24 protein-coding genes are annotated in these 19,480 nt (G+C 47.3%); 23 read left to right on the top strand and 1 reads right to left on the bottom strand.

The window, feature by feature from the left end; genetic code table 11:
• Positions 1 to 111 precede the first annotated feature (111 nt).
• The 22 genes from nhaC to lysA all read left to right on the top strand — a co-directional run bounded on the left by nhaC (position 112) and on the right by lysA (position 17,705).
• Complete coding sequence (gene nhaC / locus V7728_RS14220; RefSeq protein ID WP_025284952.1) at positions 112 to 1,518, top strand: Na+/H+ antiporter NhaC; 1,407 nt, start codon at positions 112 to 114, stop codon at positions 1,516 to 1,518.
• Between the two features lie 12 nt (positions 1,519 to 1,530).
• The gene (locus V7728_RS14215) at positions 1,531 to 2,844 is read left to right on the top strand and encodes an NAD-dependent malic enzyme (RefSeq protein WP_007409402.1); all 1,314 of its coding nucleotides are present in this window, start codon (positions 1,531 to 1,533) and stop codon (positions 2,842 to 2,844) included.
• A gap of 112 nt (positions 2,845 to 2,956) precedes the next feature.
• Entirely contained in the window at positions 2,957 to 3,247 is a 291-nt protein-coding gene (locus V7728_RS14210) for a hypothetical protein (protein ID WP_003153325.1), read from the top strand.
• Between the two features lie 56 nt (positions 3,248 to 3,303).
• Positions 3,304 to 3,531, top strand: coding sequence for a hypothetical protein (locus V7728_RS14205; protein WP_012117898.1), 228 nt, complete (start codon positions 3,304 to 3,306; stop codon positions 3,529 to 3,531).
• A gap of 76 nt (positions 3,532 to 3,607) precedes the next feature.
• Positions 3,608 to 4,252 carry a stage II sporulation protein M gene (gene spoIIM / locus V7728_RS14200; RefSeq protein WP_059368499.1) on the top strand — a complete coding sequence of 215 codons (645 nt, stop codon included), beginning with the start codon at positions 3,608 to 3,610 and terminating at the stop codon, positions 4,250 to 4,252.
• Positions 4,253 to 4,364: 112 nt separating this feature from the next.
• Complete coding sequence (gene fur, locus V7728_RS14195) at positions 4,365 to 4,814, top strand: ferric iron uptake transcriptional regulator (RefSeq protein ID WP_003153330.1); 450 nt, start codon at positions 4,365 to 4,367, stop codon at positions 4,812 to 4,814.
• A gap of 115 nt (positions 4,815 to 4,929) precedes the next feature.
• Complete coding sequence (locus V7728_RS14190; RefSeq protein WP_015240136.1) at positions 4,930 to 5,157, top strand: YqzK family protein; 228 nt, start codon at positions 4,930 to 4,932, stop codon at positions 5,155 to 5,157.
• 7 nt (positions 5,158 to 5,164) lie between these two features.
• Complete coding sequence (xerD, locus tag V7728_RS14185; RefSeq protein ID WP_007612347.1) at positions 5,165 to 6,055, top strand: site-specific tyrosine recombinase XerD; 891 nt, start codon at positions 5,165 to 5,167, stop codon at positions 6,053 to 6,055.
• A gap of 167 nt (positions 6,056 to 6,222) precedes the next feature.
• Complete coding sequence (gene deoB / locus V7728_RS14180; protein WP_033574745.1) at positions 6,223 to 7,407, top strand: phosphopentomutase; 1,185 nt, start codon at positions 6,223 to 6,225, stop codon at positions 7,405 to 7,407.
• A gap of 11 nt (positions 7,408 to 7,418) precedes the next feature.
• Positions 7,419 to 8,237: a purine-nucleoside phosphorylase gene (locus V7728_RS14175; RefSeq protein WP_099566882.1), complete on the top strand. Its 819-nt coding sequence runs from the start codon at positions 7,419 to 7,421 to the stop codon at positions 8,235 to 8,237.
• A gap of 136 nt (positions 8,238 to 8,373) precedes the next feature.
• Positions 8,374 to 9,543 (top strand): D-alanyl-D-alanine carboxypeptidase family protein, encoded by a 1,170-nt coding sequence (locus V7728_RS14170; RefSeq protein ID WP_099566881.1) that lies wholly within the window; start codon positions 8,374 to 8,376, stop codon positions 9,541 to 9,543.
• Positions 9,544 to 9,638: 95 nt separating this feature from the next.
• Positions 9,639 to 9,992: an anti-sigma F factor antagonist gene (gene spoIIAA, locus V7728_RS14165; protein ID WP_007409411.1), complete on the top strand. Its 354-nt coding sequence runs from the start codon at positions 9,639 to 9,641 to the stop codon at positions 9,990 to 9,992.
• Positions 9,989 to 10,429, top strand: a complete 441-nt coding sequence (gene spoIIAB / locus V7728_RS14160) for an anti-sigma F factor (RefSeq protein WP_003153347.1) — start codon at positions 9,989 to 9,991, stop codon at positions 10,427 to 10,429. The genes spoIIAA and spoIIAB overlap by 4 nt, the downstream gene beginning before the upstream one ends.
• Before the next feature lie 11 nt (positions 10,430 to 10,440).
• Positions 10,441 to 11,208 carry an RNA polymerase sporulation sigma factor SigF gene (gene sigF / locus V7728_RS14155; protein ID WP_015240133.1) on the top strand — a complete coding sequence of 256 codons (768 nt, stop codon included), beginning with the start codon at positions 10,441 to 10,443 and terminating at the stop codon, positions 11,206 to 11,208.
• 126 nt (positions 11,209 to 11,334) lie between these two features.
• On the top strand, positions 11,335 to 11,955 hold the full coding sequence (locus V7728_RS14150; protein WP_007409412.1) for a stage V sporulation protein AA: 621 nt from the start codon (positions 11,335 to 11,337) through the stop codon (positions 11,953 to 11,955).
• The gene (locus V7728_RS14145; protein WP_014418289.1) at positions 11,945 to 12,370 is read left to right on the top strand and encodes a stage V sporulation protein AB; all 426 of its coding nucleotides are present in this window, start codon (positions 11,945 to 11,947) and stop codon (positions 12,368 to 12,370) included. The genes V7728_RS14150 and V7728_RS14145 overlap by 11 nt, the downstream gene beginning before the upstream one ends.
• Before the next feature lie 12 nt (positions 12,371 to 12,382).
• Positions 12,383 to 12,835: a stage V sporulation protein AC gene (gene spoVAC / locus V7728_RS14140; RefSeq protein WP_003153353.1), complete on the top strand. Its 453-nt coding sequence runs from the start codon at positions 12,383 to 12,385 to the stop codon at positions 12,833 to 12,835.
• An 11-nt stretch (positions 12,836 to 12,846) separates the two neighbouring features.
• Positions 12,847 to 13,863, top strand: coding sequence for a stage V sporulation protein AD (gene spoVAD / locus V7728_RS14135; protein ID WP_015240132.1), 1,017 nt, complete (start codon positions 12,847 to 12,849; stop codon positions 13,861 to 13,863).
• A complete protein-coding gene (spoVAE, locus tag V7728_RS14130; RefSeq protein ID WP_007409415.1) occupies positions 13,864 to 14,214 on the top strand; it encodes a stage V sporulation protein AE in 351 nt (116 codons plus the stop codon).
• Between the two features lie 3 nt (positions 14,215 to 14,217).
• Positions 14,218 to 14,826, top strand: a complete 609-nt coding sequence (locus V7728_RS14125; protein WP_025284950.1) for a stage V sporulation protein AE — start codon at positions 14,218 to 14,220, stop codon at positions 14,824 to 14,826.
• Positions 14,780 to 16,261 (top strand): spore germination protein, encoded by a 1,482-nt coding sequence (locus V7728_RS14120; protein ID WP_007409417.1) that lies wholly within the window; start codon positions 14,780 to 14,782, stop codon positions 16,259 to 16,261. The genes V7728_RS14125 and V7728_RS14120 overlap by 47 nt, the downstream gene beginning before the upstream one ends.
• 124 nt (positions 16,262 to 16,385) lie before the next feature.
• The gene (lysA, locus tag V7728_RS14115) at positions 16,386 to 17,705 is read left to right on the top strand and encodes a diaminopimelate decarboxylase (RefSeq protein WP_012117893.1); all 1,320 of its coding nucleotides are present in this window, start codon (positions 16,386 to 16,388) and stop codon (positions 17,703 to 17,705) included.
• A gap of 44 nt (positions 17,706 to 17,749) precedes the next feature.
• Here lysA and V7728_RS14110 read toward each other — a convergent pair whose 3' ends face one another.
• The gene (locus tag V7728_RS14110; RefSeq protein ID WP_032870110.1) at positions 17,750 to 18,649 is read right to left on the bottom strand and encodes a DUF1002 domain-containing protein; all 900 of its coding nucleotides are present in this window, start codon (positions 18,647 to 18,649) and stop codon (positions 17,750 to 17,752) included.
• A 284-nt stretch (positions 18,650 to 18,933) separates the two neighbouring features.
• Here V7728_RS14110 and V7728_RS14105 point away from each other — a divergent pair, with 284 nt between their 5' ends.
• The gene (locus V7728_RS14105; RefSeq protein ID WP_003153363.1) at positions 18,934 to 19,365 is read left to right on the top strand and encodes a peptidylprolyl isomerase; all 432 of its coding nucleotides are present in this window, start codon (positions 18,934 to 18,936) and stop codon (positions 19,363 to 19,365) included.
• The last annotated feature ends 115 nt before the right edge of the window (positions 19,366 to 19,480 follow it).

The following is a 19,480-nucleotide window of genomic DNA, read 5'->3' as shown; positions in this document are numbered from 1 at the left end:
GTTTTTTAGTGAATAGGCGGTTGCCATACAAAGGGATGAGGCAGTATAGTATAATTTGTTATATCATTTGATGAAAGCGTTTTAGCTTTTTTCTTCTAGGGGGATTTTCTTGTGAAAGAGGCCAGATTGCCAAATTTATTGGAAATTATTATCTTATTATTCGGGTTTTTAGCACTTGTCTTATCGTTCACAGTGTTTTTAGACCTGCCGATCCAGCTAGCTCTATTAATATCCTGGTTTTTCGCTATTATTCTCGGAGTCAGGCTGGGATATTCATATAAAGACTTGCAGGCTTCGATTGTCACCGGGATATCAAACGGTCTTGAAGCGGTATTGATTCTCGTTTCGGTCGGTGCGCTCATCGGGACATGGATTGCCGGCGGCGTTGTGCCGACGTTAATTTATTATGGTTTAGAGTTTATTAATCCTCATATTTTCCTTCTGGCCACACTGGTTATTTGTTCCGTTATGTCCGTTGCGACCGGAACGTCGTGGGGAACCGTGGGAACCGCAGGGATCGCCATGATTGCCATCGGGGAGGGAATGGGTATACCGCTTCCGATCGTAGCGGGAGCCGTTTTGTCCGGCGCTTACTTCGGAGACAAGCTTTCACCGCTGTCTGACAGTACGGTGCTTGCCTCCACGCTTTCTAAGGTGGATGTGCTGTCACACGTCAGAGCGATGATGTATCTGTCAATTCCGTCCTATATTATTACGGCCATTCTGTTTACCGTAACGGGATTTATATACGGCGGAAAAAATATTGATCTCGGCAAAGTGGAATTTTTAAAATCTTCATTGCAGAAAACGTTTGACATTCATATATGGATGCTCATTCCGGCTGTTGTCGTCGTTGTCCTTCTGATTTTGAAAAAGCCGTCTATGCCCGTTATCGTCATCGGTGCTTTGCTTGGCGCAATCTGGGCTTCCGTCTTTCAGGGAATGAATTTTGCCAGTGCCATCGCGACTGCTTATAATGGTTTTTCTATTAAAACGGACGTCGAATTTTTAAACGGCCTGTTAAACCGCGGAGGCATTACCGGTATGCTGGATACGTTAGTCGTTATCCTGTTCGGTCTCGGTTTTGGAGGAATTCTTGAGAAGCTCGGCGTATTAAAAGTGATTGTCTCAACTTTTGAGAAAAAGCTGACCACACCGGGAAATGTGACGCTTTCGACATTGATCGTCGCCCTTTTAGGAAACATTTTCGGCTGTGCGATGTACGTGTCATTGATTCTGACGCCGAAAATCATGGAGAACAGTTATGATAAACTGAAACTTGACAGAAGAGTTTTATCCCGGAACGCAGAGGTGGGCGGCACGCTTACTTCAGGGATGGTGCCGTGGTCTGATAACGGCATCTATATGGCCGGCATTCTCGGCGTATCCACATTTTCTTATCTGCCGTTCATGTGGCTCAGTTTTGTATCTATCGGACTGGCAATATTGTACGGGTACACGGGGAAATTCATTTGGTACACGAAAGAAAAATCCTTGCAATCTCAAAAATTGGGTTAGGAGGTTCATTTCATGATTACAAAGCATATGATTCGGACGTTAATGATTGAAACGCCGACTGTTCCCGGAAATCTCGGAAAAGTGGCAACCGCCATCGGAGTGATGGGCGGAGATATCGGGGAAGTTGAAACTGTTAAAGTCGGCCCGAACTACACAATGCGCAACATCACGGTGCAGGCCGAAAATGAAGAGCAGCTGCAGGAAATCATTCAAGCCATTGAAGCTCTCGGTGAAGGCATCCGGCTTCATACAGTCTCAGATGAAGTGCTCTCTGCTCATGAAGGCGGCAAAATTCAGATGAAAAGCAAAATGCCGATCCGGACACTGGCTGAGCTTGGGCGTGTTTATACGCCGGGTGTCGCCGATGTGTGCAGACTGATTGAAAACGAGCCTGAAAAAGCGTCCATCTATACGACAATCAGCAATTCTGTCGCCATTGTCACCGACGGAACGGCGATTCTCGGCCTCGGCAATATCGGCTCTGTCGCCGGAATGCCCGTAATGGAAGGGAAAGCCGCGCTTTTTGACCAGCTGGCGGGTATCAGCGGAATTCCGATTTTGCTCGATACCTCTGATCCGGAAGAAATCATTCGCACGGTAAAACATATTTCTCCGGGGTTCAGCGGAATTCTGCTTGAAGATATCGGTTCGCCCCACTGCTTTGACATTGAAGACCGCCTGAAAGAAGAACTGGACATTCCGGTTATGCACGATGACCAGCACGGCACGGCGGTCGTCACGCTCGCCGCCGCCATTTCCGCTTGTAAAAGCGCCGGTCTTGATTTAAAAGAAGCGAAGGTCGGTCAGATCGGTCTCGGCGCGGCAGGCGTCGCCATCTGCCGCATGTTTATGGCATACGGAGTCAAAGCGGTCTGCGGAACGGACAAGTCAGAAGACGCAATGAACCGCCTCGCTCAGTACGGAGGTCAGCCGCTTGGAAGCATCAAAGAATTAATGGACACGTGTGACATTGTGATCAGCACCACAGGAGTTCCGGGTCTCATTAAAAAAGAGGATGTCAGAAAAGGACACGTCATTCTGGCTTTATCTAATCCGAAGCCGGAGATTGAACCGGAAGAGGCATTACAAGCCGGAGCCGCTTATGCAGCTGACGGCCGTTCGGTCAATAATGTTCTCGGCTTCCCGGGGATTTTCCGCGGCGCGCTGAACGCCAAAAGCAAGAAAATCGACCATGAAATGCTTGTGGCGGCCGCAGAAGCCATCGCCTCTTGCACGAAACACGGCGATCTCGTGCCTCAGCCTTTGGATGCGGACGTGCATCAAGCCGTATCAGCAGCCGTAGAACGGGCCGCGGCAGGGAAATAAACAACTCTTACAGTACCGGACATGTGCCGGTGCTGTTTTTTTATCATGAATAGGAAGCGGAATTCTTAGGCAGGCTAACAGATAGCAAAAGACGGAATAAAGAGGTGTCGATGTGGATTATTTTCCGCTGATCCATACAAATATTTGGGATGCTGTGATCGGCGTGCCGGTCGTCTTATGTGTCACACAGCTGATCAAAGTGTTCTGCCGGGTTCCGGGCATATTCGTTCCCACGATTGCCCTTGCTGCCGGAAATGTTGTGTCTATCGTTTTCGGTCATCATGAACACGTGTATGCGGGGATTTTTATGGGTTTTTTTTACGGATACGCCGCAATGGGGAGCTATTCATCTGCCAAAACGTCTCTGCGCGCTTACCGGTCGAAACATGAGCCGTATTCATGAACACATCCGGATTTTTTTGTTATGATAAAGAAAAGGGAAAAAGGAGCGGTTGGCACATGGCGAAGAGCAAAACGAAAAAAATGCGGGAGCATCTCAAAAGAAACGGGATGCGTGACGCAGTCCTGTCAAGGGGGACGGCGCCGTCTTTCAGCACCCATGAAAGAGTGACGAAAACCAAAAAAGACAGGCTCGAAAGAATAAAGCATAAAAAAAGAAACCCCTATGATCACCGGAGTGATGACGGGGGTTCTTTTTTTATGCCCGAATCTCGCGCCTTTCTATGATTTCTCTGTCATGTTTTCTCTTTTCTTTCATACAATCTACTAAATCAAGTCAATAGATTAGCGGGAGGAAAGCGGTATGAGAAAACAATCGTACAAAGAACTGTTTTTTCGCCATGTAAAGGATCATCTGTCACTTTATATATTTGTGTTCGTCTTGTTTTTGATGGGGGTCATTTTCGGGGCGATCATCGTCAACAGCATGACCATCACGCAGAAAGAAGATTTGTATTACTATTTAAGCAAGTTTTTCGGACAGCTGTCTGACGGAAAACATGCCGGCGCTTCAGAAATGTTTTGGCAGGCCGTCTTTCATGATGTGAAATATTTGGGGCTGATGTGGATTCTCGGTATTTCCGTGATCGGTCTTCCGGTTATTTTCATTATGGTGTTCTTAAAAGGAATCGTCGTCGGCTTCACGGTCGGTTTTTTAGTGAATCAAATGGGGATGAACGGGTTTTTCCTGTCATTTATTTCGGTTCTGCCGCAAAACATCGTTCTCATTCCGGCGTATCTTACCATGGGGACATGCTCTATCGCTTTTTCACTGAAACTGATCCGGCAGCTGTTTGTCAAACGCAGCCTTCATGACGCGCCGATCCAATGGTTCGGACGTTACGCCTTCGTGCTGATTCTCATCGTTTTCTTCTCGGTCATCGCCTCGCTGCTCGAGGCGTACGTGTCTCCGCTGTTTATGGAAAAGCTGTCATCACGCATATTTTAGAATGATTATCACAAAATAATACTTTTATTTATCAGTTTATAATAATTATAGTTGGAACTCTGCGCGTATTTTGTTATAATGAGTCATGGAATGCGGCGTAGGAGGGAAAGACATGGAAAACCGTATTGATCGAATTAAAAAGCAGCTGCACTCGTCAAGCTACAAGCTTACGCCACAGCGGGAAGCAACGGTAAGAGTGCTGCTTGAAAACGAAGAAGACCATTTAAGCGCAGAAGATGTATACCTCCTCGTAAAAGAGAAATCTCCTGAAATTGGTCTCGCTACAGTATACCGTACATTAGAATTATTAACAGAATTAAAAGTCGTTGATAAAATTAACTTCGGGGACGGCGTATCCCGCTACGACCTTCGCAAAGAAGGCGCGGCTCACTTTCATCACCATTTGGTGTGCATGGAGTGCGGAGCCGTCGATGAAATTGAAGAAGATCTGCTTGAAGACGTTGAAGAAGTGATTGAACGTGATTGGAAATTTAAAATTAAAGATCATAGATTGACTTTTCACGGAATCTGCCACCGCTGCCGCGGGGATGAAACAGAGTAAAAGCCTACGAACCTTTTCTGCCAGGAAAGGGTTTTTTGCTGTTTTTATGTATAAAAGCCTTTGAAATTGGCATAAGGTGTACTAACAGCCGCCAAAAGAAAGGGTCGATCGAAAGATGGGCAGATTCCTAAAAACAGCCGCGGATACGATCAAAGTGTTTATTCTGTTCACAGGTTTTACCGCGCTGTTCTATTATGCTATGATATGGGTGAATTCAGAGTATGAAAACTATCATCGGTACGATAAACCGGAAGGCTCCGCCGTCAAAGTGGCCAAAACGGAACAAGAGGATAAAGACGGCTGGTTCGGCCGATTGATCTTTTTTTACCAAAACGGGGAGTAGATCAAGAGTGAAGGATCAAATTAAGGATTTCATCCATTATGTGAGGGTTGAAAGAGGGCTGTCCCAAAATACGATGATGTCCTATGAGCGTGATCTGAAAAGTTATTCTCTCTTCTTAACTGAAAGCCTTCAGATCACTTCATGGAATGATGTGACCCGTCTTCATATTATTCAATATTTAAAGCATATAAAGGACTCCGGGAAATCCGGCAAGACGTCTGCCAGGCATTTGGCGTCGATCCGGTCTTTTCATCAATTTCTGTTAAGGGAAAAAGCCGCGGATAAAGATCCTTCGGTACATATTGAAACACAAAAAACAGAGCGGACGCTTCCGAAAGTATTGGCGCTTCACGAAGTTGAGCGGTTATTGGACACGCCTAAGCTTGACAGCCCGTTCGGCCTTAGGGATAAAGCCATGCTTGAACTGCTGTACGCGACCGGCATCAGGGTCAGCGAGATGATCGAGCTGAAATTATCCGACGTCCATTTGACGATGGGATTCGTCCGCTGCTTCGGAAAAGGGCGGAAAGAGCGGATTGTGCCGATTGGTGAAGCCGCTTCTCATGCGATAGAAGCATACATTGAAAAAGCCAGAGGGAAATTATTAAAGAAAAACGTAACCGAAGCGCTTTTTCTGAATCATCACGGCAGGCAGATCAGCCGTCAGGGATTCTGGAAAAACCTAAAAAAAATCGCACTTGAAGCGGGGATTAAAAAAGAGCTGACACCGCACACGCTCCGGCACTCCTTTGCAACGCACCTGCTCGAAAACGGGGCGGATCTGCGCGCCGTGCAGGAGATGCTCGGACATGCCGATATTTCCACCACGCAAATTTATACGCATGTGACGAAAACAAGGCTGAAGGACGTGTACAAACAGTATCATCCGCGCGCTTAGGAGCCGCTGCCAGAGGGGCCGCGGCTTTTTTGCCGGATTGGCGGAATACAGAGAAGGTTCTAATTATTTGAATCGGCATTGTCAACAAGAATGTAAACGGTTTATACTTGAGTTGTCTGACCTCTGTAAGCTACAATGGACAGATGGAAGAAAAGGAGGCTTTTATGATGTCTGAATACAAATATAACCGGGTATTTTTGATCGTAATGGATTCTGTCGGAATCGGTGAAGCGCCGGACGCCGCCGATTTTAATGATATAGGCGCAAATACGCTCGGACACATCGCAGAGCACATGAACGGCTTACATATGCCCCATTTGGCGCAGCTCGGTCTCGGACTGATCGGAGACATTAAGGGCGTGGAAAAAACGGAGCACCCTCTTGCGTACTACGGAAAAATGCAGGAGGCGTCAAACGGGAAAGATACGATGACGGGGCACTGGGAGATTATGGGCCTCTACATTGAAAAACCGTTTAAAGTGTTCCCGGAAGGATTTCCGGATGAACTTCTTCAGGAACTTGAGCGGCGTTCAGGACGGAAAATCATCGGAAATAAGCCGGCTTCAGGCACGGCGATTCTGGACGAGCTCGGAAAAGAACATATGGAAACGGGTGCGCTGATCGTTTATACATCAGCAGATTCCGTACTGCAGATTGCGGCTCACGAAGATGTCGTTCCGCTTGACGAACTGTACAGCATCTGTGAAACGGCCAGAGAACTGACGCTTGATCCGAAATACATGGTCGGCCGGATTATCGCAAGACCGTTCGTCGGAGAACCGGGCAGCTTCAAACGCACGCCGAACCGTCATGATTATGCGCTCAAACCGTTCGGCCGCACGGTAATGAACGGAATGAAAGACAGCGGATTAGACGTCATTTCCATCGGCAAAATTTCTGATATTTATGACGGAGAAGGCATTACATCTTCCCGCCGCACGGTATCTAATATGGACGGCATGGACAAAGTGATTGAAACGCTCGGTGAAGAGTTTACGGGTCTGAGCTTTGCCAACCTCGTTGATTTTGACGCGCTGTACGGACACCGCCGCGATCCGGAAGGGTACGGAAAAGCGCTCGAGGAATTCGACGCGAGGCTTCCGGAAGTGTTTGAGAAAATGAAAGAAGACGATCTGCTTATCATCACTGCGGATCACGGCAATGATCCTGTTCATCACGGCACAGATCACACGAGGGAGTATGTGCCGCTTCTTGTGTACAGCAAAAAGCACAAACACACTGAACAGCTGCCGCTTGCGGATACATTTGCCGATATCGGCGCAACCATTGCGGATAATTTCAAAACGGAAAAGCCGGAATACGGAAAAAGCTTTTTATCAAGATTACAGTAGGGGGACTTTTTTTGAAACAAAAGATCGAACGTGCTGCTGCATTTATTAAAGAACACGTGAAAGAAACACCAAAGATCGGTCTGATTTTAGGGTCAGGGCTCGGCGTATTGGCCGATGAAATTGAAGGAGCTGTCAAGATTACATATGAAACGATCCCTGATTTTCCGGTCTCAACGGTAGAAGGCCATGCCGGCCAGCTTGTGATGGGAACGCTTGAAGGTGTGCAGGTCATCGCGATGCAGGGCCGCTTTCATTACTATGAAGGCTACTCAATGGATCAGGTCACATTTCCCGTCCGCGTGATGAAGGCGCTCGGCGTTGAATCTCTCGTCGTGACGAATGCAGCCGGCGGTATCAACACTGAATTCCGCGCCGGCGATCTGATGATTATTACAGACCACATCAACTTTACGGGCACCAACCCGTTAATCGGGCCGAACGAAGCTGAATTCGGACCGAGATTCCCGGACATGTCAGAAGCCTATGACAAAGAGCTGTCAGGCTTGGCTGAAAAAACGGCCGATGAGCTAGGCATTCCTGTTCAAAAAGGAGTGTATACAGCTGTTACGGGGCCGTCTTACGAAACGCCTGCTGAGGTTCGGTTTTTAAGAACGATGGGTTCTGACGCTGTCGGCATGTCGACTGTGCCGGAAGTCATCGTCGCCAACCACGCGGGGATGCGCGTGCTCGGCATCTCATGCATTTCCAACGCGGCGGCAGGTATTCTTGACCAGCCGTTATCCCATGAAGAAGTAATGGAAATGACGGAAAAAGTAAAAGGCGGCTTTTTGAAGCTTGTAAAAGCCGTAGTCGCACGATCTCAAAAATAAGTCAGCATAAGTCAGCTGTTTCTTCGGAAGCAGCTGTTTTTTTGTGCCCTCAACACGAAACATTTTCCAGATGAGGCGTATAAAACCACCGGATTTGGAAAAAATAAAAAGGATTATGAAATGGAGGGCTTTGGAGATGAAACGTCTTATATCCACTTTGTTGATTGGCATTTTATTAACGGCATCAGCACCGTCCGCTTTTGCAAAGCCGGACGGAAAACATACATCGGAGCTCGCTCATGAAGCCAAAAGCGCCGTGCTGATTGAACGCGATACGGGAAGCATTCTTTATAACAAGAACAGCCGGGAGCGTCTGGCGCCGGCAAGCATGACAAAAATCATGACCATGCTTTTAATCATGGAAGCGCTTGACAAAGGGAAAATAAAGATGGGCGATAAAGTCAGGACGAGTGAACATGCCGCGTCCATGGGCGGATCACAGATTTTCCTTGAACCCGGAGAAGAAATGACGGTAAAAGAAATGCTCAAAGGAATTGCGATAGCTTCCGGAAATGACGCATCTGTCGCAATGGCGGAGTATATTGCCGGTTCAGAAGAGGATTTCGTCAGCCGGATGAACAAAAAAGCAAAAGAATTGGGATTGAAAGATACCTCCTTCAAAAACCCGACGGGACTGCCTGAAAAAGACCATTACAGCTCTGCTTATGACATGGCGAAAATGGCGAAGGAATTATTAAAGTATGATAAAATCACTCAATTTACGGGAACGTATGAGGATTATTTAAGAGAAAATACAGACAAAAAGTTCTGGCTCGTCAATACAAACCGGCTGATCAAATTTTATCCGGGTGTAGACGGCGTGAAGACGGGCTTTACAGGCGAAGCGAAGTATTGTTTAACCGCCACCGCTAAAAAAGGAAATATGAGGGTCATTGCTGTTGTTTTCGGAGCCAGCACTCCGAAAGAAAGAAATGCCCAAGTGACCAAAATGCTTGATTACGCCTTCAGCCAGTTTAAAACACACCCGCTGTACAAACGGGCTCAAATCGTCGGAACGGTAAAAGTGAAAAAAGGAAAAAAGAAACTGATCAAGCTGACCACATCTGAGCCGATTTCTCTTCTGGCCAAAAAGGGAGAGAACATGGACAAAGTAAAAAAAGAAGTGAAAATCAACGGCAATGTAACGGCTCCGGTTAAAAAAGGAGAAGTGCTCGGCAGCCTCGTTCTGAAAAAAGACGGAAAGGTGCTCGTTGAAAGCCCGGTCACGGCAAAAGACGACATGGAAAAAGCGGGTTTTCTCACTTTTCTGAAGCGGACGATGGGAGATTGGACAAAATTTAAATAATCGTGGCGAACGGGCACTAGTTTTGTCATAGTGAAGGAATTGCTTTCCCGAAAATCGAAACACTCATTATCCGATCATATCAAGGAGGAATGAGCATGAGCCTTGGAATTGACTTTCATGTCAAAGAATCCGTGCTTTGTATTCGATTAACAGGTGAACTCGACCATCATACGGCAGAATCATTAAAACAAAAGGTTACTGAATCGCTGGAGGCTGACGGCATCCGTCACATCGTGCTGAACCTTGAAGATCTTACCTTCATGGACAGCTCCGGCCTCGGCGTGATTTTAGGGCGTTATAAACAAATTAAACAGCTCGGCGGAGAAATGGTCGTGTGCGCGATTTCGCCCGCGGTGAGACGTCTGTTTGACATGTCCGGCCTGTTTAAAATCATCAGGTTCGAACAATCAGAACAAAAAGCGCTTTTAACGTTGGGGGTGGCATCATGAAAAACGAGATGCATCTTGAATTTTCAGCCCTCAGTCAGAACGAATCGTTTGCGCGCGTAACAGTTGCTTCTTTTATCGCACAGCTCGACCCGACGATGGATGAGCTGACGGAAATCAAGACCGTCGTATCAGAAGCGGTAACAAACGCGATCATCCACGGCTATGAAGAAAACTGCGACGGAAAGGTGTACATCTCCGTTACGCTGGAGGATCATGTCGTCTATCTGACCATACGTGACGAAGGCCTCGGGATCACGGATCTTGAGGAAGCGCGCCAGCCGCTCTTTACGACAAAACCCGAGCTTGAGCGCTCCGGAATGGGCTTTACCATTATGGAAAACTTCATGGATGATGTCACGATTGATTCCTCGCCGGAGATGGGAACGACGATACGCTTAACAAAACACCTATCAAAAAGCAAAGCGCTTTGTAATTAAGGAGATTTGTTATGGATGTGGAGGTTAAGAAAAACACCAAAAACGCGCAGCTCAAGGACCATGAAGTCAAAGAATTAATCAAAAAGAGCCAAGAGGGCGACCAGCAGGCAAGAGACCTCCTCATAGAAAAAAACATGCGTCTTGTGTGGTCCGTCGTTCAAAGGTTCTTAAACAGAGGCTATGAGCCGGACGATCTGTTTCAGATCGGCTGTATCGGATTGTTAAAATCCGTTGATAAATTCGATTTGTCCTATGATGTCCGTTTTTCAACTTATGCCGTGCCGATGATTATCGGAGAAATCCAGCGCTTCATCCGCGATGACGGAACCGTCAAAGTATCAAGATCTTTAAAAGAGCTCGGCAATAAAATACGCCGGGCGAAAGATGAACTGTCAAAAACATACGGAAGAGTGCCGACCGTCCAGGAAATCGCGGACCATTTAGAAATTGATGCGGAGGATGTGGTGCTTGCGCAGGAAGCGGTGCGGGCGCCTTCATCCATTCATGAGACCGTGTATGAAAATGACGGGGACCCGATCACCCTGCTTGATCAGATCGCCGATCATTCAGAAGAGAAGTGGTTTGACAAAATCGCCCTCAAGGAAGCGATCAGTGATTTGGAAGAACGGGAAAAACTCATTGTCTATCTGAGATATTATAAAGATCAGACACAGTCGGAAGTAGCCGAACGGCTCGGGATTTCCCAAGTCCAGGTATCGAGGCTGGAGAAAAAAATATTAAAGCAGATTAAAGTGCAGATGGATCATACGGAAAGCTGACCTTTTACGGGCCGGCTTTTTTTATTTGTGCATCGGTGGTAATTTATGGTCTTTTGCCGCTGGTGAATGAGAACAAAAGTGAACCGCATACTACATATATAACCACCCGAAAGATGGTGATGCAAGATGGAAAGACGAATATTTCTCAGACTTCGCCACCGCGTGAAGGCTCATACCGGAGATATCATCACAATCGGCGACGCCGCGCAGATCGCGGGACAGCAAAAGCTGAAAAAAAAACTGTCGGCACTGCCGCTGTATAAGGTCACGAAAAAAGACAAAAATATCGTCGTGCTGGACATCATAAAAGTGCTGAAAACCATTCATACCGCTTTTCCCGCTCTTGATGTACAGACCGTCGGCGGCGCTGAAACGATAGTGGAAATCCATTACCAGAAAAAGCAGCTGTCAGCCGTTTTGTTCGTCGGTGTCTGGCTCCTGCTTTTTATCGGTTCATGTCTTGCCATTATGAATTTTCATGAAGATGTCAGTATGAGAGAAGTTCATATCGCCTTATATGAAATCATAACGGGCGAACGGAATGAATATCCGTATCTGCTTCAGATTCCGTACAGCATCGGCCTCGGTCTCGGTATGATCGTCTTTTTTAATCACATCTTCAAAAAACGCCTGAATGAAGAGCCAAGCCCGCTGGAAGTCGAGATGTTTAATTATCAGCTTGATCTCGATCATTATGTCGCAATGCACGAAAATGAAGAGACGATGAAAGATCTGCATGATCGTTAGCATTCTTTTCGTTATGTTTGTCGGGCTTGGCGGAGGGCTGACCGTGGGGGCAGGCTTTGTGGCTTTTTTAACCGTTATGGGAATCGTCCCCCGCCTTATGCAGCTGACAAAAACAATGCGCTTTGTACAGGCCTACGAAGGAGCTGTTATTTCAGGAGCTGTGTTCGGCGGCTGGGAAACCTTAAATATGAATCATTTTTTTTTATCTGAATGGCTGGCCGTTCCGGTCGGGCTTTTGGCCGGCATGTTTGTCGGCATGCTGGCCGCCGCGCTTACAGAAGTGCTGAATGTGCTTCCCATTCTTGCCAAACGGATCGGCTTCGGCAGCAAAATCATCATATTGCTGATGGCTATTGTGTTCGGCAAAATAGCCGGCTCTTTATTTCATTGGCTGTATTTTATCCATCATTCATAAGGAGGAACCGACATGACAAACTTAAAAGAAAATTACAAAACAAAAGTGAAAGACTATCAGCCGAAACCGCCATATGTTTGGAATTGCGTCAAAGCCTTTCTGATCGGCGGTTTGATCTGTCTGATCGGGCAGGCTCTTCAAGACTTTTACATCCACTTTTTTAATTTTAATGAAAAAACAGCGGGCAACCCGACGGCCGCCACTCTTATTTTAATTTCCGCCCTTTTGACCGGATTCGGCATTTATGACAGACTTGGGCAGTTTGCCGGAGCGGGTTCAGCCGTGCCGGTGACGGGTTTTGCAAACAGTATGACAAGCGCCGCTCTCGAACACAGAAGTGAAGGACTCGTGCTCGGGGTAGCGACAAACATGTTTAAATTGGCGGGAAACGTCATTGTATTCGGCGTCGTGGCAGCCTATATCGTAGGCCTGATACGGTTTGCTTGTGAAAAACTGTTTTCGTAGGAGGAGAAAAAATGAAATTGACCGGAAAGCAAACCTGGGTGTTTGAAAACCCGTTATTTGTAAATGCGGCGGGGACGGCAGCCGGACCGAAAGAAAAAGACGGCCCGCTCGGTTCGCTGTTTGATAAGACATACGATGAAATGCATTGCAATCAGAAAAACTGGGAAATGGCGGAACGTCAGTTAATGGAAGATGCCATCAACTCCGCTTTGCAAAAACAGAATTTGAAAAAGAGCGATATTGATTTGTTACTCGCGGGGGATCTTTTAAATCAAAATGTGACCGCCAACTACGTCGCCAGACATCTGAAAATTCCGTTCCTCTGTCTGTTCGGCGCCTGTTCGACATCAATGGAAACGATTGCCGTCGCATCCGCGCTCATTGACGGCGGTTTTGCGAACCGGGCGATCGCAGCCACGAGCAGCCATAACGCGACGGCAGAACGGCAATTCCGCAATCCGACGGAGTATGGCGGGCAAAAACCGGATACCGCCACTTCAACGGTCACGGGGGGCGGGGCGGTCATCATCAGCCAAAACCCTTCTGATATCAAGATTACAAGCGCAACAGTGGGAAAAGTAAGCGACCTCGGAATAACAGATCCGTTCGATATGGGGTCCGCCATGGCGCCCGCTGCCGCCGACACAATCAAACAGCACCTGCAGGACTTAAACCGCACGGCGGATGATTATGATCTGATTTTAACGGGAGACCTTTCAGGCGTCGGCTCGCCGATCGTGAAAGATTTGCTCAAAGAAGAAGGCTATCCCGTGGGAACGAAACACGATGACTGCGGTCTTCTCATCTATACGCCGGACCAGCAGGTGTTTGCGGGCGGAAGCGGCTGCGCCTGCTCTGCGCTTGTTACGTACACACATATTTTTAATCAATTAAAAGCGGGGACTCTAAACAGGGTACTCGTTGTCGCGACAGGAGCGCTTTTGAGTCCGACAATGATCCAGCAGAAGGAAACCATTCCGACCATCGCGCACGGTGTGGTATTTGAGCGGGCGGGAGGTGCATCATAAATGGAATATCTGTTGGCTTTTGTTTGCGGGGGAATCATTTGCATTATCGGTCAGCTGCTGCTTGACATTTTTAAACTGACACCCGCCCATGTGATGACAACTTTTGTCGTTATCGGCGCCTTGTTAGATGGGTTCGGAATTTATGACAAATTTATCGAATTCGCAGGCGCGGGCGCGACGGTTCCCATCGTCAGCTTCGGTCACAGCTTATTGCACGGCGCCATGCATCAAGCTCACGAGCATGGATTTATCGGGATCGCCATGGGGATTTTTGAACTTACTTCCGCCGGTATATCTTCAGCGATTTTATTCGCATTTCTTGTAGCCGTTATTTTTAAACCGAAAGGATAATGCCTGATGACGAAACGGAAGGTCATTCTTGTGACAGACGGGGACGTATACGCCGCCAAAACAATTGAATATGCCGCGGAAAAAGCAGGCGGACGGTGTATTTCCCAATCAAAGGGCAATCCGTCAACGAGAAGCGGCCCCGAACTTGTTCAGCTGATTAAAGCCGCGCCGAATGACCCGGTGTTTGTCATGTTTGACGATTCAGGCCTGCAAGGGGAAGGGCCGGGCGAAACGGCGCTGAAATATGTCGCCTCACATCAGGACATTGAAGTGCTGGGGGTGATTGCGGTCGCTTCTAAGACCCATCAGGCTGAATGGACGAAAGTCGATGTCTCCATTGACCGTGATGGAGAAGTGACGGAGTTTGGCGTCGATAAAACCGGAATGAGAGAAATGGACGAGCACAGAATGAACGGAGATACGGTGTATTGTCTGGATAAATTGGACGTTCCCCTCATTGTGGGCATCGGCGACATAGGTAAGATGGGAAGAAAAGATGACATATCCAAAGGCTCGCCGATCACGATGAAGGCGGTCGAATTCATTTTAGAAAGGAGCGAAAGCCATGCCGGAAAAACCGGAAAACATGATCAAGGTGTACCGGGATCCTAGAAAAAATGAACAATTTTTTAAAGACCGCGTCGGTATGGGAACGAGCTATGATGTCGGCGTCCGCAAAGTTCGAGTATTAGACCGGGAAGTCCAGATTTACTTTGTCAACGGATTAACCGATACTTTGTTTATCATTCATTTAATGGAACAGCTCGTCGACGTCAATAATTATGACGAGAATGCGGATGAAGCGATTGACGTTGTTGAAAACAGGCTTGTCAATCAGCAGGTTCAAAAAGTCAAAACGCTCGACGAAGCAACGGATCAAGTGCTTTCCGGACTTGTGGCGGTTATCGTTGAAGACGCGGGCTTCGCCTTTATCGTTGACGTCAGAAGTTATCCCGGACGCACACCTGAAGAACCGGATACGGAAAAGGTCGTCCGCGGGGCAAGAGACGGTTTTATTGAAAATATCGTCATTAATACAGCATTGATCAGAAGACGAATCAGGGACGAAAGGCTCCGCGTCAAAATTACGAAAGTCGGCGAGCGCTCTAAGACCGATCTTGCGATTGTGTATATAGAAGACATCGCGGACCCGGACCTTGTCAGCATCGTCGAAAACGAAGTGAATGCGATTGACATTGACGGATTGACGATGGCTGATAAAACGGTGGAGGAATTCATCGTCAAACAAGGCTACAATCCGTTTCCGATGGTCAGATACACAGAGCGGCCGGATGTGGCAGCCAATCACATTTTGGAAGGGCACGTCATCATCGTCGTCGATACGTCACCGAGCGTGATCATAACGCCGACAACGATATTTCACCATGTTCAGCATGCGGAAGAATACAGGCAGGCGCCTTCAGTGGGCACATTTTTAAGATGGATCAGGTTTTTCGGTATTATTGCTTCAACCGTTCTGCTTCCGATTTGGTTCCTCTTTGTTCTCGAACCGTCTCTTCTGCCTGAAAGATTGGATTTTATCGGTTTAAATAAAAATACGCACATCCCGATCATTCTGCAAATCTTTTTGGCCGATTTGGGGATTGAGTTTCTCAGGATGGCCGCGATCCATACGCCGACCGCTTTATCCACCGCCATGGGTCTGATTGCGGCGGTGCTGATCGGTCAAATCGCCATAGCGGTGGGGCTGTTTTCAGCAGAAGTGATTCTGTACGTATCGATCGCCGCCATCGGATCATTTACCACGCCGAGCTATGAGCTCAGCCTCGCCAATAAAATGATACGCCTCATCTTAATGGTGCTCGTGGCCATTTTCCAAGTGAAAGGCTTTGTGATAGGTTTTACATTGCTGCTGATCATAATGGCGAATATCCGCTCGTTTCACACGCCGTATTTATGGCCGTTTTTACCGTTTAACGGCAAGGCGTTGTGGCAGGTGCTCGTCCGGACGACAGTGCCGGGAGCCAAAGTCAGACCGAGCATTGTTCACCCGAAAGACCGTCAAAGACAGCCAAGCGGTTCATAATCGCATTGAAACCGACAGAAGATTATGATATTGTATGTCTTAACTTATACGGGACTTGTATAAGGACAGCTCAAAAGAAGCTGTCCTTTTCACCCATATGCGGATCAGAAAGAGGGAATGAGCATTGTTCTTACATGGCACAAGCAGACAAAACAAACTAGGTCATTTGGAAATCGGAGGTGTGGACGCGCTGTATTTAGCGGAGCATTACGGCACGCCTCTTTATGTTTACGATGTGGCTTTAATACGTGAGCGCGCTAAAAGCTTTAAACAGGCATTCATTGACGCGGATTTAAAGGCGCAGGTCGCGTACGCGAGCAAGGCGTTTTCTTCTGTTGCGATGATACAGCTCGCTGAGCAGGAGGGGCTCTCACTGGACGTTGTATCCGGCGGAGAGCTGTTTACGGCGGTTGCGGCTGGTTTTCCGGCTGACAGGATTCACTTTCACGGCAATAACAAAAGCGAAGAAGAGTTGAAAATGGCGCTCGATCATCAAATCGGCTGCATCGTCGTTGATAATTTTTATGAAATATCCTTACTTGCGGAACTGTGCCGCAAATCAGGGCGCACAATGGATGTGCTTCTGCGGATCACTCCGGGGGTAGAGGCGCATACGCATGATTATATTACAACGGGACAGGAAGATTCCAAATTCGGTTTTGATCTGCATAACGGGCAAATAGAAAAGGCGATTGAACAAGTATTACAGTCAGACCATATCCGCCTTCTCGGCGTTCACTGCCACATCGGATCGCAAATTTTTGATACGGCGGGCTTTGTGTTGGCCGCAGAAAAAATCTTCGCAAAACTGAATGAATGGAGAGAATCATTCGGCTTTGTCTCTGAAGTGCTGAATTTAGGGGGCGGCTTCGGCATCCGCTACACGGAGGAGGATGAACCCCTTCATCCCGCCGTTTATGTGGAAAAAATTATCGAAGCGGTAAAAGAAAACGCAGCGCTGCACGCTTTTGACATTCCGGAGATCTGGATTGAACCGGGACGCTCGCTCGTCGGAGACGCCGGAACGACGCTTTATACCATCGGTTCGCAAAAAGAAGTGCCCGGCACCCGTAAATATGCAGCGGTTGACGGGGGCATGAGCGATAATATCCGTCCTGCCCTGTATCAGGCGAAATATGAAGCCGTATCGGCAAACAGAATCGGAGAACACCACGATAAAACGGTATCCATTGCGGGTAAGTGCTGTGAAAGCGGTGATATGCTCATTTGGGATATAGATCTTCCGGAAGTGAAAGAAGGCGATCTTCTCGCCGTTTTCTGCACGGGAGCATACGGATACAGCATGGCTAACAACTACAACCGCATTCCGCGTCCCGCCGTCGTTTTTGTGGAAGACGGCGAAGCGCATCTTGTCATTAGAAGGGAAACTTATGAAGACATTGTAAAACTGGATCTGCCGTTTAAGACGGGGGTCAAACAATAAATAAAAAAGAGACCGGAACAATGGCGTCCGGTCTCTTTTTGCATTCAGCTGTTAGAACTTGATCCGCTGTCTCCTGTAAATACAGACACGATCGCATTCCAAATCGAAGCGAAGAAATCAATGACTTTTTGAACAAAGCTTTTGCCTTCATCGGATTGTATGAACTTCGTGATTTTGTCTTTTGCCTTGTCAAGCTGGCTGCCGACTTGGCCCCAATCAATCTTGGCATTTTTCATTTTATTAAACAATGAAACGAGCTGGTCTTTTTGAGCGTCAGTCAGTGTAATGTTAAGGTTTGAAGCCGCATCATCGACCTTTTTCTCGATTCCTTCTTTTGTATCGGGCACACCGTTTTTCGCGAAATCATCTTTAATGTTTGCGATGAGCGCGGAGGCGTTTTTATCCCCGATTTTATCCCCGAGATTTGAAGTGGTGACAAGCTCTTGGTTGGCGACCTGTTTTACATCTTCTGATATCGCTTTGTCTGATGAGACTTCATATGCCTTGATAATTCCCGTTAATGCTGCGGTGCCTGATACCTCAAACGGCGCCGTCACGTATACTTTCGCATCTTTCACTCCTGCTGTCATCAGGGCGTTTAAGTACATTTCATCCGTGATGGAATCGATATTATGGGTCTTAACGTCAAGCCCGGCCCCTTTCTTTGCCACCGTGATGGATGATGAAGAGATGGCTCTTGTGCCGATTTGGGCATTCGATATATATTTTCCCAGATATTCATGTTCTTCTTTATTCGTGACCGTCACTTTTGTCGCGTTATCAGGGACATTTAATTCGTCAAGCACTTTCTGACGGTTTTCGTTTGACAGATCCGCCCCCAGTGTGACGATGACATCTCCGACTGCGGCATCGGCCAGGCTGATTTTCGGTATTGTGCACAATACAACGGCCGCCGCCAGCAATCCAATCCACATTTTTTTCAAAGCGGTTAACCTCCTTCTTTTCACAAATGCCGTTTTGAAGCGGTTTGTGAGGGCCTGCGTGAAGCAGTTCCGATACATAGACGGCTGTGAAGCTGTTCTGGTTTCATTTTCTTTCTGCGGAAGCGGGGAGATTCGTTTTCCGGCTGAAGGTGTGGTATAATAGCCGCGAAAAGAAGAGCAGAGGCCTCTTCCTTCAAAAGAATATCAAAAAGAAAGCCGGCTTACAATTGAAATTCATATTGAAGAAGGCTTTGACAAAAAACAATACGGAAGTAGGAATGAGAATGAAAACTGGTTATATCGAAATGGAAAACGGCAGCAGAATCGAATTTGAACTTTATCCGAATGAAGCGCCTAATACAGTCGCTAACTTTGAAAACCTGGCGAATACGGGCTTTTATGACGGCGTTATTTTCCACCGCGTGATTCCGGGCTTTGTCAGCCAAGGCGGAGATCCGACTGGGACAGGCATGGGCGGAAGCGGAAAAACGATCAAATGTGAAACAGAAGGCAATCCGCATAAGCACGAAGCCGGTTCTTTATCGATGGCGCATGCCGGTAAAGACACGGGTTCAAGCCAATTCTTCATCGTACATGAGCCGCAGCCGCATTTAAACGGCGTTCATACTGTATTCGGAAAAGTGACAAGCGGTTTAGAGCATGCGAAAAACATGTCTAACGGAGACAAAATGAAAGAAATCCGTGTAGAAGGATAATGACGGAAAACCCGCCTTTTTCAGGCGGGTTTTTTTATGTATATGAAAATTCTCATGTGTAAATCATGAAAAAATACATATATGAATGATAGTAGTTCCTCTGGTATAGTGATAA

Source organism: Bacillus sp. JHAA (assembly GCF_036961585.1).
Taxonomy (GTDB): Bacteria; Bacillota; Bacilli; order Bacillales; family Bacillaceae; genus Bacillus; species Bacillus velezensis.
Note: the sequence above shows the minus strand (reverse complement) of the source record. Positions and strands in the feature narration are given on the sequence as shown.

Coding starts and splice junctions, on each gene's coding strand:
- fur (WP_003153330.1), top strand. CDS start 4,365: ATGGAAAACCGTATTGATCGAATTAAAAAGCAGCTGCACTCGTCAAGC.
- spoVAC (WP_003153353.1), top strand. CDS start 12,383: ATGACAAACTTAAAAGAAAATTACAAAACAAAAGTGAAAGACTATCAG.
- V7728_RS14215 (WP_007409402.1), top strand. CDS start 1,531: ATGATTACAAAGCATATGATTCGGACGTTAATGATTGAAACGCCGACT.
- V7728_RS14190 (WP_015240136.1), top strand. CDS start 4,930: ATGGGCAGATTCCTAAAAACAGCCGCGGATACGATCAAAGTGTTTATT.
- V7728_RS14120 (WP_007409417.1), top strand. CDS start 14,780: ATGCCGGAAAAACCGGAAAACATGATCAAGGTGTACCGGGATCCTAGA.
- V7728_RS14170 (WP_099566881.1), top strand. CDS start 8,374: ATGAAACGTCTTATATCCACTTTGTTGATTGGCATTTTATTAACGGCA.
- V7728_RS14105 (WP_003153363.1), top strand. CDS start 18,934: ATGAAAACTGGTTATATCGAAATGGAAAACGGCAGCAGAATCGAATTT.
- spoVAD (WP_015240132.1), top strand. CDS start 12,847: ATGAAATTGACCGGAAAGCAAACCTGGGTGTTTGAAAACCCGTTATTT.
- V7728_RS14145 (WP_014418289.1), top strand. CDS start 11,945: ATGATCGTTAGCATTCTTTTCGTTATGTTTGTCGGGCTTGGCGGAGGG.
- spoVAE (WP_007409415.1), top strand. CDS start 13,864: ATGGAATATCTGTTGGCTTTTGTTTGCGGGGGAATCATTTGCATTATC.
- deoB (WP_033574745.1), top strand. CDS start 6,223: ATGTCTGAATACAAATATAACCGGGTATTTTTGATCGTAATGGATTCT.
- spoIIM (WP_059368499.1), top strand. CDS start 3,608: ATGAGAAAACAATCGTACAAAGAACTGTTTTTTCGCCATGTAAAGGAT.
- spoIIAA (WP_007409411.1), top strand. CDS start 9,639: ATGAGCCTTGGAATTGACTTTCATGTCAAAGAATCCGTGCTTTGTATT.
- spoIIAB (WP_003153347.1), top strand. CDS start 9,989: ATGAAAAACGAGATGCATCTTGAATTTTCAGCCCTCAGTCAGAACGAA.
- sigF (WP_015240133.1), top strand. CDS start 10,441: ATGGATGTGGAGGTTAAGAAAAACACCAAAAACGCGCAGCTCAAGGAC.
- V7728_RS14205 (WP_012117898.1), top strand. CDS start 3,304: ATGGCGAAGAGCAAAACGAAAAAAATGCGGGAGCATCTCAAAAGAAAC.
- V7728_RS14150 (WP_007409412.1), top strand. CDS start 11,335: ATGGAAAGACGAATATTTCTCAGACTTCGCCACCGCGTGAAGGCTCAT.